Source organism: Mycolicibacterium cosmeticum, assembly GCF_000613185.1.
Taxonomy (GTDB): domain Bacteria; phylum Actinomycetota; class Actinomycetes; order Mycobacteriales; family Mycobacteriaceae; genus Mycobacterium; species Mycobacterium cosmeticum.
Map to the genome: position 1 here is coordinate 94,899 of NZ_CCBB010000003.1, position 13,848 is coordinate 108,746.

Annotated in this window: 14 protein-coding genes; 7 read left to right on the plus strand and 7 right to left on the minus strand. The window is 68.6% G+C overall.

The genetic code is table 11. From position 1 onward, the window contains the following. Positions 1-8 precede the first annotated feature (8 nt). The 4 genes from BN977_RS19480 to BN977_RS19495 all read left to right on the plus strand — a co-directional run bounded on the left by BN977_RS19480 (position 9) and on the right by BN977_RS19495 (position 4,539). Positions 9-1,349, plus strand: a complete 1,341-nt coding sequence (locus tag BN977_RS19480; RefSeq protein WP_036400774.1) for a sugar ABC transporter substrate-binding protein — start codon at positions 9-11, stop codon at positions 1,347-1,349. A gap of 1 nt (position 1,350) precedes the next feature. Next, entirely contained in the window at positions 1,351-2,928 is a 1,578-nt protein-coding gene (locus tag BN977_RS19485; protein ID WP_036400776.1) for a sugar ABC transporter ATP-binding protein, read from the plus strand. A 3-nt stretch (positions 2,929-2,931) separates the two neighbouring features. After that, positions 2,932-3,963: an ABC transporter permease gene (locus tag BN977_RS19490; RefSeq protein ID WP_051561718.1), complete on the plus strand. Its 1,032-nt coding sequence runs from the start codon at positions 2,932-2,934 to the stop codon at positions 3,961-3,963. A 114-nt stretch (positions 3,964-4,077) separates the two neighbouring features. Then, positions 4,078-4,539, plus strand: a complete 462-nt coding sequence (locus BN977_RS19495; RefSeq protein ID WP_024450961.1) for a PPOX class F420-dependent oxidoreductase — start codon at positions 4,078-4,080, stop codon at positions 4,537-4,539. Here the strand turns inward: BN977_RS19495 and BN977_RS19500 are convergent. Genes BN977_RS19500 through BN977_RS33350 form a run of 3 tightly spaced genes read right to left on the minus strand, consistent with a single transcriptional unit; the run spans position 4,536 to position 6,414 of the window. Continuing rightward, positions 4,536-5,150, minus strand: a complete 615-nt coding sequence (locus tag BN977_RS19500) for a TenA family protein (protein ID WP_036400778.1) — start codon at positions 5,148-5,150, stop codon at positions 4,536-4,538. The genes BN977_RS19495 and BN977_RS19500 overlap by 4 nt on opposite strands. After that, on the minus strand, positions 5,147-5,704 hold the full coding sequence (locus BN977_RS19505; protein WP_036400780.1) for a TenA family protein: 558 nt from the start codon (positions 5,702-5,704) through the stop codon (positions 5,147-5,149). Before BN977_RS19505 ends, BN977_RS19500 begins: the two co-directional genes overlap by 4 nt. Before the next feature lie 50 nt (positions 5,705-5,754). After that, a complete protein-coding gene (locus BN977_RS33350) occupies positions 5,755-6,414 on the minus strand; it encodes a TetR family transcriptional regulator (protein ID WP_036400784.1) in 660 nt (219 codons plus the stop codon). Positions 6,415-6,553: 139 nt separating this feature from the next. Here BN977_RS33350 and BN977_RS33355 point away from each other — a divergent pair, with 139 nt between their 5' ends. From BN977_RS33355 to BN977_RS19525, 3 genes are all read left to right on the plus strand, one after another. Beyond that, positions 6,554-8,176 (plus strand): alpha/beta fold hydrolase, encoded by a 1,623-nt coding sequence (locus BN977_RS33355; RefSeq protein WP_131590180.1) that lies wholly within the window; start codon positions 6,554-6,556, stop codon positions 8,174-8,176. 21 nt (positions 8,177-8,197) lie between these two features. Then, on the plus strand, positions 8,198-9,079 hold the full coding sequence (locus BN977_RS19520) for a LysR family transcriptional regulator ArgP (RefSeq protein WP_036400787.1): 882 nt from the start codon (positions 8,198-8,200) through the stop codon (positions 9,077-9,079). A gap of 65 nt (positions 9,080-9,144) precedes the next feature. Beyond that, entirely contained in the window at positions 9,145-9,723 is a 579-nt protein-coding gene (locus BN977_RS19525; RefSeq protein WP_036400790.1) for a TetR/AcrR family transcriptional regulator, read from the plus strand. A gap of 6 nt (positions 9,724-9,729) precedes the next feature. Here BN977_RS19525 and BN977_RS19530 read toward each other — a convergent pair whose 3' ends face one another. From BN977_RS19530 to BN977_RS19545, 4 genes are all read right to left on the minus strand, one after another. Then, positions 9,730-11,397, minus strand: a complete 1,668-nt coding sequence (locus tag BN977_RS19530; protein ID WP_051561723.1) for a GAF domain-containing sensor histidine kinase — start codon at positions 11,395-11,397, stop codon at positions 9,730-9,732. A 42-nt stretch (positions 11,398-11,439) separates the two neighbouring features. Beyond that, positions 11,440-12,087, minus strand: coding sequence for a hypoxia response regulator transcription factor DosR/DevR (dosR, locus tag BN977_RS19535; RefSeq protein ID WP_036400795.1), 648 nt, complete (start codon positions 12,085-12,087; stop codon positions 11,440-11,442). 75 nt (positions 12,088-12,162) lie between these two features. Continuing rightward, positions 12,163-13,137, minus strand: a complete 975-nt coding sequence (locus tag BN977_RS19540; RefSeq protein WP_036400798.1) for an Acg family FMN-binding oxidoreductase — start codon at positions 13,135-13,137, stop codon at positions 12,163-12,165. 78 nt (positions 13,138-13,215) lie between these two features. Continuing rightward, complete coding sequence (locus BN977_RS19545) at positions 13,216-13,785, minus strand: TetR/AcrR family transcriptional regulator (protein ID WP_234709704.1); 570 nt, start codon at positions 13,783-13,785, stop codon at positions 13,216-13,218. Positions 13,786-13,848: the final 63 nt, after the last annotated feature.

Genomic DNA, 13,848 nt, shown 5'->3' on the forward strand with positions numbered 1-13,848 from the left:
TCTGCCCGATGAACGCCGAAGAGCGCCGCGCGATCGACCCCATCCTCGAGCGCCTGGACACCTACGGTCTGGGCCGGCGGCAGTTCGTGAAACTGTTGGCCGGCAGTGCCGCCGCGCTGACCGCCGCGGGTGCGTTGACCGCCGTCGGCCGGCGCAGCGAGGTCCACGGTGACGCGGTCGCCTACACCGACGGCCAGTTCGCCCTGCTGAACTGGTCGGCCACCGGTGACTATCAGGTGCAGTGGGCGAAGGCCTACCAAGAGGCTGCCGCCCAATTGGGTTACAAGAGCGTGGTTTTGGACGGTAAGAGCGACGCCGCCGTGCAGTCCAACCAGTTCAACCAGCTGCTCACCCAGAAGACCACCGCGATCTTCGTCGGGCTCAACGACGCCGGCGCGCTGCCCACCCTGGCCCACGACTCCAACGATCGCGGCGTGCTGTTCCAGGCGGCCTGGAACTCACCGGCCTGGTACACGCCGTGGCACAGTGACCCCGCCGGGAACAAGTACAACAGCTTCCTGATGCCCGACGAGTACGTCGCGGTCGGCAAGGCCGTCGACGTGCTGGCAAAGAAGATCGGCGAACAGGGCACCGTGGTCCGGGTCGGCGGGTACTACCCGTCGATCGACGGCTGCGAGGTGCAGCGCCGGCTGGCCGTGCACGACACGCTGAAGAAGTACCCGAAGATCACCTTCGCCGGTGAACTGCACGCCAAGTACGACGTGGACCTGTCCCAGCGGGCCGCGGCCTCGCTGCTGGCGCGCTATCCGGACACCGTCGGCATCGTGGCGGTCAACGACGACGTCGCCACCGGAGTGGTGGCCGGCATCGAGGCCGCGGGCAAGGTGCCGGGCAAGGACGTGTTCGTGGTGGGCGCCAACGGCTCCACCGCCGGTATCGACCGGATCGTCGCGGGCACCCAGCTGGTCACCACCGGCAACGTGCCGGCCTATCCGTCGTTCGTCACCATCGCGCAGTTCCACGACCGGCTCAACGGCTGGAAACCCGAAGCCGCCGAACGCTTCTACAGCTGGCACGCCGAGATCATCACGGCCGACAACGTGCAACCGTTCAAAGCGCGGTACGTCGACGGCCCGATCGGCGAATCGTTCGACGTCAAGCTCCTGTCCCGGGTGGAGCACCCGCACGACTTCGATCTGCAGTTCGATGCCTACCCGGTGGAGAACCTGGAGAGCATCTGGCCGGGTGTACCGAAACCCAAGGACTTCCAGCTGCCGGAGGCCTATGTGAACGCCCAGCGCAACGGGGATTTCGACCGGATACGCGCGCTCTACGCAGACCACTACCGCACCCCGGTGTTGGCACCGTCCCCCTACCAGAAGGTGTGACATGACCTCACGACCAGAACCCCGGTTGCAAGCCACCGGCATCGTCAAATCGTTCGGTGCCAACCGGGCCCTCAAAGGTGTCGACCTGACGGTCGGCGACGGTGAGGTCGTCGGGCTGATCGGCGAGAACGGCGCGGGCAAGAGCACGATCCTGAACATCATCTCGGGTGTGCTGCCGTACGACTCGGGCTCCCTTGTCCTCGACGGGCACGAGATCGCACCCAAGACCTATCAGGAGGCCAACAAACTGGGCATCTTCCGGGTGTTCCAGGAGGCCAACCTGGTGGATTCCCTGGCGGTCTACGAGAACGTGTTCTTCGGTTGGGAGCACCTGTTTCGCTCCCGCACCGGCGGATTGGACCGGCGTAGCCTGCGCCGGGCCGCCGCGGAGGCGCTCGGAAAGGCCGGTGTGGACGGTGTCGACGTCAACGCCCAGACCGGAAAGCTGACCCCCGGCCAGAGGCAGAACCTCGACATCGCCCGGGTGACCGCACTGGCGCAGCTGCTGGAGGTGGAACGCCCGGTCGTCCTGTTCGACGAGCCCACGACCGCGCTGGACTCCGAGCACGAGGACAACTTCCTGCGTCTGTTGAAGCGGCTGCGTGGTGTCGCCGCCGTCGTGTTCGTCTCGCACCGGTTGCCCGAGATCATCGAATCCACCGATCGGATCACGGTGTTCAAAGACGGTGAATCGGTTGCGCATCGCCCGACCGAGGGCGTCGACGAGAACGAGCTGCACCGCCTGATGGTGGGCCGAGTCCGCACCGAGAACTACTATCGCGAAAACGCCCAGCGGGCCATCGGAAGCGACACCCAACCGCGGTTGGTCGTCGAAGGTGTCGGCGGCGCCGGAGTACTGCGCGAGGCCTCCCTGCAGGTGGCGCCCGGTGAGATCGTCGGGCTGGCCGGCACCGAGGGATCGGGCAAGCGGGTACTCGGCGAGATCATCGCCGGTGCGGTGCGCCCAACCCACGGTCGCATCCTGGTCGACGGGAAACCGGTCGGTGGCACCATCGGTGATCACGTTCGTGCCGGAATCGCCTATGTGCCACCGGATCGCGCCGACAAAGGACTCGTCGTCACGCAGTCCATCGTCGACAACATCCAACTGGCCTCCCTGCACGACCGGTTCGCCACTCCCCGGGTCGGGTTGTGGGCTGTCGGCCGCGCGCGCAAGGTCGCCCAGCGGTATGTCGAGGAACTGGGCATCGTCGCCGAGAGCATCGACGCCCCGGTGTCATCACTCTCTGGCGGTAATGCTCAGAAGGTGCTCATCGCCAAATGGCTACTGCGCCAACCGAGCATCCTGGTCCTGGACGAACCCACCCAGGGTGTGGATACCGGAGCCCGTGAGGGAATCTACGACCTGCTGCGCACGGTGGCCGCCGCGGGCACAACGATAATCCTGGTCAGCGACGACCTGCCCGAACTGATCGGGCTGTCGAATCGGGTCGCGGTGATCACCGAAGGCAGGTTGGTGGCGACCGTCGACGCGCCGCCGGATGCCAAACCCGACGAGCACGACCTCGTCGCCCTGATGATCCCCGGCGCCTCCGCCGTCCCTACCACCATCGGATGAGAAATGACTGCTGAACTGACCGCCCCCGCACCCGAAACCGCCTCCGCCGCACCCCATGCCGCTGCGAGTGCGTCACCTCCGGGCGTGCTCACCCGCGTCAATCTGGTGCGCGACGTCCTGCCGCTGGCCGCGCTGCTGGCTCTGGTGGTGTTCTTCTCGGTGCGGGCCGAGGCCTTCCTCACCGCGGCCAATCTGACGCTGATCAGCGGACAGGCCGGCATCCTGCTCCTCGCCTCGCTCGGCGCCACGCTGGTGATCGTGGCCGGCAGCGTCGACCTCTCGGTCGGGTCGATCGCGCTGCTCACCGGTGCGGTGGTGGCCTCGCTGATCAACGACGGACTCGGCAATCCGCTCGTGGTGTTGCTCATCGCGATCGCGGTCGGCGCCGCGATCGGGCTGCTCAACGGCGTGGTCTTCGCCTACGGGCGGGTGCCGTCGTTCATCGCGACGCTGGGCACCCTGTCACTGTTCGCCGGTATCGGTCTGACCATCCTGCAGGGCAGCACCATCAACTTCACCAACCAGGGCATCCGCGACCTGGCCATCGGGCAGTTCGTCCCGAACATCCAGAACGCCGCGCTGATCGCGCTGCTGGCCCTGGCCGTGGTGTGGTTCTTCGCCCGGCGCACCCGGTTCGGGCTGTACGTGTACGCGGTCGGCGGCAACGAGAAGGTCGTCGAACTGGCCGGGGTGAAGACGCGCCGGGTCAAGGTCCTCATCCTGGTGGTCTCCGGGATTACCGCCGGGGTGGCCGGTCTGCTGCTGACGGCCCAATTGGGCGCGGCCGGACCGACTTTGGGGTCGCAGATCCTGCTCGACTCGGTGGCGGCCATCGTGATCGGCGGCACCGCGTTGTCCGGCGGCGTGGGCGGTGTCGGCCGGACCGTGTTGGGAGTGCTGATCCTGACGGTGCTGTCCAACGGACTGAACCAGATCGGCGCGGCCGACTACACCCAGACCATCATCAAGGGCCTGGTGATCATCGTGGCCGCCGTGTTCACCATGGCGTCGCAGCGCAAGCTGATCGTCAAATAGCGTGGCGGGGTCGCCGGTCGAGGATCGCCGGCGAGACTGAAGTCAGGGACGCGATAGCCGCGGAATCGGTCCCAGGATTCAGTCTCGACGGGACCGAAGGGGGAGAATCACGGTATGCCCCGAACCTATGCCACCGCCGACACCGTCAGCCTCGAGCAATTGCTGGAGTTCGTCCGTCCACGTCATCGGATGGTGTTGACCACCTTCCGGGCGGACGGCTCGCTGCAGAGTTCCCCGGTCACCGGCGGGGTGGACGACCAGGGCCGCATCGTGATCGCCAGTTACCCGCAGCGTGCCAAGTCGGTGAACATCGGCAGGACCCCGCGGGCCAGCGTCACGGTGCTGTCCGACGAGTTCAACGGCCCCTACGTCCAGGTCGACGGTGACGCCGAGCGCATCGACCTGCCCGATGCGGTCGAGCCGCTGGTCGACTACTTCCGGGCGGTCGCCGGTGAGCATCCGGACTGGGACGAGTATCGGCAGGCCATGGTGGATCAACGAAAGTGCCTGCTGCGCATCACTCCACGCCGGTGGGGCCCGGTGGCCACCGGTGGGTTCCCGCCGCCCGGCGACTAGGCCGTGGATGTCGCCTCGAAGAACCCCAGTTCCAGCCGCATGGCGCGGCGGTAGGTGTCGTGCAACGCCGGCGTGTCGATGTCCTGCTGGTCCAGCAGTGTCTCCAGCTGCGCCGCCAGCGCCTCGAATCCCGGATCGGCATAGGTCTGCACCCAGTCGGTGTACGGTCCGGCGTCGCCGCCCACCAACGACTGACCCAGCCACGCGTAGAGCCGCATGCACGGCGTCATCGCGGCGTACACCGCGGCGGCGTCCTGGGTGGACGCGGTGGCCAGCAGGAAATCGGTGTAGGCCAGGGTTGCCGGCCACGGTGTCACCCCGGCCATGTCGATACCCCACGAGTCGGCGTAGGACGCATGCAGGCGGAGTTCGTCGCGGACCCCGGCGAGCAGGTCCGCCAGCGTCAGTAAGGTGGTGGTGTCGGCGCTGCGCGCGAGCGCCAAAGCGTAAGCCCGCGCGAAGGATTCGAGAAAGAATGCGTCCTGGGCGACGTACCCGGCGAACAGCTCCCGCCGCAGTGACCCGTCGCCGATACCCTGCACGAACGGGTGCGCCAGGGTCTGGGCCGCGAGGTCGTCGTTCTCCGACCACAGCCGGGCGGACAGTGTCATGCGCCCGCCATCTCCCAGAAGTCCACCTCGTGGGAGAGCACCTCGTCCACCAGTGCGTCGTTGTCCCCGGGATTAGCCAGCGCGCCGAGGGCGTCGACGTAGGACGCGAATTCCGGTGTGCTCCAATGCTCGACGAACTCGCGGAAGCGTGAGCTTTCCGAGTGTGCATGTTGCCAGGCCAGCAAGTACACCCGCTCCAGCGCCCACAACGCGGTGATGGCCGCGTCGAACGGTTCGGCGTCGAGCACCCGCAGCAGTTCCCGGTAGGCCAGGGTGGCCGGCAGCGCTTTGCCGTGCAGCTCGATGCCGCGCCGAGCGGCCTGCTCCTCGAACCAGTCCAGCTCGGCGACCAATGCCCCGCAGCCGGAGACGAGGACCGCCTGGGCGGCCCGCGGCGAGCGGGCCAGCAGCCGCGCCTGGAACTTCAGCAGGTCGGCGACGAAGATGGCGTCCTGCACCAGCCAGCGGTCGAAGGCCTCGTCGGTGATGGTGCCGTCGCGCACCGCATTCAGGAACGGATGCCGGGTGGCCGACGTCCAGAGCTCATCTGACACGCTCGAAGAATAGCGCCCACCGCCTGGTCGCCGGGGCGGCGCGGTAGTGCTCATTCGTCGTCGGTGAACACGGGGCGTGCCGGCGGAAACCGCGCGGCGACGGCCGGCAGGAAGAACACCTCGATATAGCGCCTGGCGGTTTCGGGGTCCTGCGAGCCCGGCACGACGCCGAGCAGCAGGCTCATGCTGGTGGCGATGAGAAAGCGGGCGAGGTCCTTGCCGCGCAGGCCCGGCCGCAACGACCCACCGTCATCGGACTCGACGACGGTGGCCGTCCATTCCTCGACCATGCGATGCAGTTCGGCGTGGTTGGCCAGCATGTTGGCAACGATGCGGTCGTCGGCCTGGTCCGAGATCGACCGCACCAGCGGGTCTCGGTTGAGTTCGCTCGCGACGATCACCAGGCTCTCGACGATGATGTCGAGCGGCTCGGCATCAGGGGGTAACCGGTCGAGGATGCCCACCATGTGCCGCCGGGTGGTGCGTTGCACGAGCGCTTCGACCAGGCTGTCCCGGGTGGGGAAGTGCCGGTAGACGCTGCCGCGTGAGTACCCGGCCGACCGGGCGATGGCCTCGATGGTGGTGGCCCGGTAACCCCGCGTGACGAACAACCGTTCCGCCGTATCGAGGAAGGTCTCCCGCAGTTCTTCTGCCACCGCGCCGCCGCCGGCCGGGCGGCCCCGACGGCGGCGTACCGGCTCCTCGCCCACGTGCGTGCCCGTCCTTCGTGCTGTGCCGTAACACCAAAACGCTACTCCGGATCCGGCGACCGCTCTCGACACATAAATATCAAATGATCTAGTTTGTGCAATTACGGCGCATCGTGCGGCGCAGGGCAGGGGGATTCGGATGGTCGCTCGGTTGATGGCATGGCTGGGTGCCGTGGTCGCGATGACGGCGGTCGCGGCCACGCTGCTGGTCGGCGCGGCGACCGCCGTCGCCGACACCGATGCGGAGTCAGCCGGTGGCAGCGGTAAGCCGGCCGCCGAGGGCCCGCACGACACGAAGACCCCGGACCCGGCGAAGAAGGAGGAACCCGCCGCCGAGCCCGAGCAGGAGGCTCCGAAACCGTCGACGCCGGCCGACGAGAAACCGGCACCCGGCGAAAGTGTGAAGTCCGGCACCGCCAAGAAGAAGGGGACGACCACCCGGTCGCCCAACGCCGCTGCGGCCTTCCGTCGCGCCGCGACTGTCCCGTCCACCGCCAAACCCGCACCGGCGCAGGAGCAGACGAAGGGCGCCGCGGTGCGCCCGAAGGCCGCGTCCGAGCCGGTGGCACCGGCGGTGACGGCCGATATGCCGCCGTCGGTCACCGCGGCCGCGGTCACCGCTCGCCCGGCCGACCCCGTCGTCGCCCAGGCCGCCGCTCCACGCCGGCCGACACTGGTCGACGCCCTGGGATCGGCCATTCTCAACGCGGTCATGGGGCTCGTGCAGTTCTTCTCGGGACCACCGGTGCTGCCGGCCGACGCCAAGGTCACCGTCCGGACGTCGACACTGCGCATCCCGGTCGCGGGCGGGCGCACCGTGATCGCCGACTGGTATTTCCCCGAGCATTCCGATGACCAGGCACCGACCCGGCTGATCTATCTGCAGCACGGGTTCGCCGCGGTGGGATCGATGTACAGCTTCACCGCGGCCGCACTGGCCGAACGCACCAACAGCGTCGTCGTCGCGCCGACCATCACCTCGAATTTCCTTGCCGCCGACGGCGCCTGGCTGGGAGGCACGGCCATGCAACAGGGCGTCGCGGACCTGTTCGCCGGGGACCGAGCGGCCCTGACGGCGAGCGCGTCGGCGGCGGCCGGACACGAGGTGACCCTGCCCACCCGCTTCGTCCTGGTAGGGCATTCCGCCGGCGGCAGCCTGGTGATGGGTGCGGCGGCCGACATGATCGACAACGCGGCGCTGGCCGACCTGGCCGGTGTGGTGCTCCTGGATTCGGTGGACATGAACGGCACGGTGCCCAGGGCCTTGGCGCGGCTCACCGGCGCCAATTACCGCCCCGTGATGGATATTTCGTCGGAGCGCTACGTGTGGAACATGTTCGGCGTGGTGGGCGACGAACTGGAGGCCGCTCGTCCCGGCCAGTTCAACGGTGTGATGCTGGCCGGTGGGCGTCACATCGACGCCCTGCTGGGCGGCAACAAGATCGTCCAGTTCGCCGAATATCTGGTGGCCGGCTTCTCGGCACCCTCGAACGTCCAGGCCGTCCCGACCATCGCCGCCGGCTGGATCAACGACCTGTTCGCCGGCACCTACGACGGGTACTACCCGTCGCCGGGCCAAAGCGTCGAGATCCCCACCTCGGCCGGGGCCGCCACGGCGGTCGCGCTGCCGTTCGCCTCCACCGAGCGCGTCCAAGCCACACCGCTGGACGGCATCTTCGAACTCGTGCTCGGCCTGATCACCCGAGTGGCACTCTTCGATACGGTGCCGGATCAGTTGCGGCTCTTGGCTCTAAGGCCGTGACCGTGCATTAGCATGGCGGGTATGAGGCTGGACGGTCAGCAGCTGGCCGCCTACGCGGCCGTCATCGAACTGGGCAGCTTCGACGCCGCCGCAACCCATTTGCACATCACCCCGTCGGCGGTCAGTCAGCGCATCAAGGCGCTGGAGCAGCGGGTCGGCCAGGTCCTCGTCGTTCGCGAAAAGCCCTGCCGGGCAACACCAGCCGGCACACCGCTGCTCCGACTGGCCGCCCAGATGGCGCTGCTGGAGGCCGAGGCGCTGGCCGAGACCGGGGACGGGCCGCGGGAACCCATCAGGGTGGCCGTCGCGGTGAACGCGGACTCCATGGCGACGTGGTTCGCCGGCATCTTCGCCCGGCTGCCCGGCATCCTCTTCGATATCCGGATCGAGGACCAGGACCATTCGGCCCGGCTGCTGCGCGCCGGTGAGGTGATGGGGGCCGTCACCACCGAACGGACGGCCGTCTCCGGATGTCGCGTGCAATCCCTGGGCGTGATGCGCTACATCCCGGTGGCGACCCAGGACTATCTGCGGCGGTACCTGCCGGGCGGCTTCACCGCAAAGGCGGCGGCCGAGGCGCCCTCGCTCGCCTGGAATCGCGATGACGCGTTGCAGGACAACCTGGTGCGCAAGGCTTTCCGGCGTGATGTGCGTCGGCCGGTGCACTATGTGCCGACCGCCGAGGGGTTCCGTGCGGCGGTCCGAGCGGGATTGGGCTGGGGCATGTACCCCGAGCAGCTGATCGGCCCGGACTTCGTCCGGATCGCCGAGATCCATCTGGACGTCCCGCTGTACTGGCAGTGCTGGAAGCTGGACAGTCCCGTGGTGGACACCGTGACCGAGGCCGTCCGCAACGCCGCCGCGGTGCTGGAGCTCAAGACCGCAACACGCCGACGCAACTGACTTATTACGGTCGTCATAAGACCAGTTAGACGTACACTATGACGACTGTCATAAGAGGAGGGTGAATGCGCGGCGAGGATGTGGATGCGCGGGCCCGGATGGTGGCCGGTGCCGCCGAGATGATCCGGCGCCGCGGCATGAACGCCACCAGCGTGCGCGAGCTGGCCAAGCACACCGGCGCCCCACTCGGCTCGACCTATCACTATTTCCCCGGTGGCAAGAGCCAACTCGCCGCCGAGGCCGTCCGGTGGGCCGACGACCTCACCGCTCACAGGCTGACCGAGGCGACGGCGGCGGGGCCGGCCGACGGCCTGGAGGCCTTCCTGGCTATGTGGCGAGAGACGCTGGTGGACAGCGACTTCCGAGCCGGTTGCCCGGTGCTGGCGGTCGCGGTCGAGGAGATGGCCGACGGCGATTGCGCCCCGCGCGATGCGGCGGTGTTCGCGTTCGGGAACTGGACGACCATCCTGGCCGGCGCACTGCGCAAGAGTGGCGTGCCCCCGCACCGCGCCACCGGGACGGCCACCCTGATCGTCGCCGCGGTGGAGGGGGCGGTCGCGATGTGCCGGGCGGAGCGGGCCACCCAACCGCTGGACACCGTGGGGGAGCAGTTGCGCGACGTGCTGCGGGCGGTGCTCGGCTGAGGCCGACTAGGGCAAGGGCACCTGCCAGCGTAGGACGGTTCCGCCGCCGGCGGCCTCGCTCAGGGCGAGATCGCCACCGTACTCCTGGGCCCGCAGACGCAGGTTCGCCAGCCCGCTCTCGGTGATCGGCCCGTCGAAACCCCGGCCGTTGTCGGTGATTTCGACGGTCAGGTCGTCGTCGACACGCACCGATACCGCGATCTCCGTGGCGCGGCCGTGCCGCACCGCGTTACTGACGGCTTCCCGCACCACGGCCTCGGCGTGGTCGGCGATCGCCGGCTCGATGACCGACAGCGGGCCGTTGTACTGCGCGGAGGCGCGGACGTCGGCCGATGTGAACTGTGCCAGGGCGGCGTCCAGGCGCTGGCGCAACCGGGTGCTCCCCGCGGCTCCGCTGTGCAGATCGAAGATCGCGGTCCGGATCTCGGAGATGACGTCCTGCAGGTCGTCCACGCACTTCTCGACCCGCTGCGCCGCGTCGGCCGGGCGGATCCGGGGGATGGCCCCCTGCAACGCCAGTCCGGCGGCGAACAACCGCTGGATGACATGGTCGTGCAGGTCCCGCGCGATCCGGTCGCGGTCGGTCAGCACGTCCAGTTCGTGCATCCGCCGCTGCGTGGTGGCCAGCTGCCAGGCCAACGCCGCCTGGTCGGTGAACGCGGCGGCCATCGAGAGGTCGTCGTCGGTGAACGGCGCCGAGCCGGCCTCGCGTTGGGTGATCACCACGCCGGCAACCGTTTCGGTGGTGCGCAGCGGAAGTATCAACGCGGGTCCCGCGCTGCCCGCCACGTCGAGATGATTGGCACACAGCGGAATTCGCCGGGTATACGCCTCACCGACCGGGCCGTCGGCCACCGGGATCGGCGCCAGCGCCGCGATGTCCACCGATTCGGCGCCGGTGACCTCGGCCACGAGCAGCTCGCCGACGGCCCCCGGCTCTTCGTCCTCGTCCTCGGCGATCGCGACAACGGCGACCGCGGACGCGGTGAGTTGGCGGGCGCGCTCGGCGATGACCCGGAACACCGCCGCCGGGTCGGTGCCGGACAGCAATTCGGTTGCGATGTCCCGGGTGGCCTCGATCCAGGCCTGCCGTTGTTGCGACTGCTGGTACAGCCGGGCGTTCTCGATCGCGATGCCGGCGGCCGCCGCCAGGGCCTGCGCGAGCACCTCGTCGTCCTCGCTGAAGGGCTGCCCGGATTTCTTCTCGGTGAGATAGAGATTGCCGAAGACCTCGTCGCGAATCCTGATCGGAACACCGAGGAAGGTCGTCATCGGCGGGTGGTGCGCCGGGAAGCCGACCGACGCCGCGTGATCCCGGATGTTCTCCAATCGGATCGGGCGTGGATCGTCGATGAGCACACCGAGCACACCCAGGCCCTGCGGCAGATTGCCGATCCGGTGGCGGGTGGGCCCGTCGATGCCCTCGTAGACGAATTCGACGAGTTCGTGCCCGTGCCCACGCACACCCAGCGCCCCGTAACGGGCGTCGATCAACTCGATCGCCGTGTGCACGATCGTCGTCAGGGTGGCGTCGAGTTCCAGGCCGGCGGTGACCGTCAGCATCGCGTCGACCAGCCCGTCCAGCCGGTCCCGGCCCTCCACGATCTGCTCGACCCGGTCCTGGACCTCACTGAGCAGCTCCCGCAACCTCAATTGCGACAGCGTCTCGCGCATCGGTCGGTTGCGTCCGTCATCGGCTGCAGGCACAGCTGGAGTCTATTGTCCGCGCTGGACCGGACGATCGAGCTTCGAGACATAGACGGCGGCCTGGGTGCGGCGCTGCATGCCGAGCTTGGCCAGGAGCCGGGACACGTAGTTCTTGACGGTCTTCTCCGCGAGGAACATCCGGGCGGCGATCTGCTTGTTGGTCAATCCTTCACCGAGCAGGTCCAGCAGCACCCGTTCCTGGTCGGTGAGCCCGGACAACGGGTCGGAATGGTCGCTGGAGCCGCGAAGCTTGGCCATCAGCGCCGCGGCGGCCCGGTTGTCGAGCAGGGATCGGCCGGCTCCGACATCCTTGATGGCCTGCGCCAGCTCCATCCCCTTGATGTCCTTCACCACATAGCCGCTCGCGCCGGCCAGGATCGCGTCCAGCATCGCCTCGTCGGAGGTGAACGACGTGAGCATCAGGCAGCGCAGATCGGGCAGCTGTGACAGCAAGTCGCGGCACAGCTCGATGCCGTTTCCGTCGGGCAGCCGGACGTCGAGCACCGCCACGTCCGGGCGCAGCGCCGGTATCCGGGCCAGTGCCTCGGACACCGACCCGGCCTCGCCGATGACATCGAGATCGGGATCGGACCCGAGTAGGTCGACGAGCCCGCGGCGCACCACCTCGTGGTCGTCGACGAGGAACACGGACACCATGGGCGGACCTTTCGGAAGAGAGTCTGTGCTCATCATTGTGGACGCAGGCCGCGTGCGGCGGCGGTGGAAGCGGGATCAGATCTCGACGCGCAGCACGTCGTGCAGCGGGCGGCGCGGTGTCGGCGGGGGCACCTCCTCCAGCGGCGATGCGACCCCCAGCCGCACGACCACCTGCGGTGCGGCACGCCCGACGAGCGCGCCGACGATCTCGCGGCTGACGGGCACCTCGGTCAGATGGCTCAGCGTGCAGGACGACAACCCGGCCATGGTGGCGTCCAGCAGTACCGCCGAGAGCGCCTCGCCGGCGGCCAGGATGCCTTCCCGGCTGTCGTCGAGGGCGGAGACGACCAGCAGGCGGGCCTGATCCTCGCCGACGTCGAGGCGGCGCTCACGATTGCCCGTGACCGGGAAGGTCCGGCCGACGTCGACGCGATCGGCTTCCTGCGCCGAAATCAGGGCGGTGTGCGGTATACCATCGCTCACCTCATAAGGCGTTGTCCACCAGGTGATCTCGTGGTGATACTCGGAATCGTAGAGGCGCACCGCGTCGGTCAGGGCGGACGCCTCGGCCAGGGCCGGGCGGTCGGCGGGGTCGACGACGTCGACGGCGCAGCCGAAGTGGTCCGTGGCACCCAGCAGGCGCTCGAAGGCGTCCCAGTCCGGTGGTGCCGCGAACGGCAGCCGGTCGGTGCGTCTGCGCAGGATGGCATCGGCCCGCCGCCGCTGGTCGTCGGTGACCTGGGCAAGCTTGCTCAGACCGATGTCTGCGACGCGATACCGGTCCTCGGCGTCGGGGTACAGCGCGATATGGGTGGCGTAGCCGGCCGCGGCGATGGCCACCCGGAAATGATCGAGGGCGGCCCCGCAACTGATCAGGGCTTGCCGGCCGCCGGCGTCCGAGGCGACCAGATGGTCGGGATCGATGAACAGCGATACCGTGCCGGACCGGATCACCCAGCGCCACGGCTGGCTGTTGTGATACGACGGGGCGCGGCACGCCAGGTGTACGGCATCCTCGACGAGCGTGACGGGGACGAGTGTCGTCGGCATGTCTCGATCTTGCGCCGCGGACCGGCCGGTGGGGCAGGGCCAGAAGTCCCTAATCGGATGTGAGCTACGTCGGCGGTTTCACGAGCCCGGGCGCGAACCCTCCAGGTAGGCCACGATGGCGTTGGACAGTCCGCGGCGCGCCTCGTCCAGGTCGATATAGCTGCCGAGTTGTCGCTCCGAGGTGATGCCGCGCATGGCGCCGGGGATGAACAACGCCACCTCGCGCACCCGGGCCGGATCGACGTCGAGGTCGGCAAAAGCCTTCTGGCAGGCCTCGATCCAGTCCAACTGCCACGATGCCAGTTCCGCCGCCGTCTGCGGGTACAACCGCTCCAACTCGGCACGGTCGCGCGGCAGGGCGGCCCGCAGGTTTTCGATGGCGCGGGAGTCCGTCGCGGTCAGGCCGTCATACATGACATCGAGGATGGCCGACACGCGACCGGCGAGCGGCCCGTGCGGTGCGGCGCGCGAGGGCAACTCGCCGCGTCGCTCGGCGGTGAATTTCAGTACGGCCGCCCACAATCCGTCGATGTCACCGAACTGGTACTTCACCGTGCCCCAGGTGGCGCCCGCGTCCTTGGCGATCCGGTTACCCGACACCGATCCCGGTTCACCGGACGCCAGCGCATGCAGTGCGGCGTGCAGCATGCTCTCCCGGGTGGCCTGGCCGCGCCGGTTGGTGCGGCGTTCGGCGGCGTCGGTCACCAGGCA

Bases quoted from the DNA above. Each gene is read 5' to 3' on its own strand.
- BN977_RS19480 (WP_036400774.1), top strand. From the start codon at position 9: ATGAACGCCGAAGAGCGCCGCGCGATCGACCCCATCCTCGAGCGCCTG.
- BN977_RS19485 (WP_036400776.1), top strand. From the start codon at position 1,351: ATGACCTCACGACCAGAACCCCGGTTGCAAGCCACCGGCATCGTCAAA.
- BN977_RS19490 (WP_051561718.1), top strand. From the start codon at position 2,932: ATGACTGCTGAACTGACCGCCCCCGCACCCGAAACCGCCTCCGCCGCA.
- BN977_RS19495 (WP_024450961.1), top strand. From the start codon at position 4,078: ATGCCCCGAACCTATGCCACCGCCGACACCGTCAGCCTCGAGCAATTG.
- BN977_RS19500 (WP_036400778.1), bottom strand. From the start codon at position 5,150: ATGACACTGTCCGCCCGGCTGTGGTCGGAGAACGACGACCTCGCGGCC.
- BN977_RS33355 (WP_131590180.1), top strand. From the start codon at position 6,554: ATGGTCGCTCGGTTGATGGCATGGCTGGGTGCCGTGGTCGCGATGACG.
- BN977_RS19520 (WP_036400787.1), top strand. From the start codon at position 8,198: ATGAGGCTGGACGGTCAGCAGCTGGCCGCCTACGCGGCCGTCATCGAA.
- BN977_RS19525 (WP_036400790.1), top strand. From the start codon at position 9,145: ATGCGCGGCGAGGATGTGGATGCGCGGGCCCGGATGGTGGCCGGTGCC.
- BN977_RS19530 (WP_051561723.1), bottom strand. From the start codon at position 11,397: ATGCGCGAGACGCTGTCGCAATTGAGGTTGCGGGAGCTGCTCAGTGAG.
- dosR (WP_036400795.1), bottom strand. From the start codon at position 12,087: ATGGTGTCCGTGTTCCTCGTCGACGACCACGAGGTGGTGCGCCGCGGG.
- BN977_RS19540 (WP_036400798.1), bottom strand. From the start codon at position 13,137: ATGCCGACGACACTCGTCCCCGTCACGCTCGTCGAGGATGCCGTACAC.
- BN977_RS19545 (WP_234709704.1), bottom strand. From the start codon at position 13,785: ATGCTGCACGCCGCACTGCATGCGCTGGCGTCCGGTGAACCGGGATCG.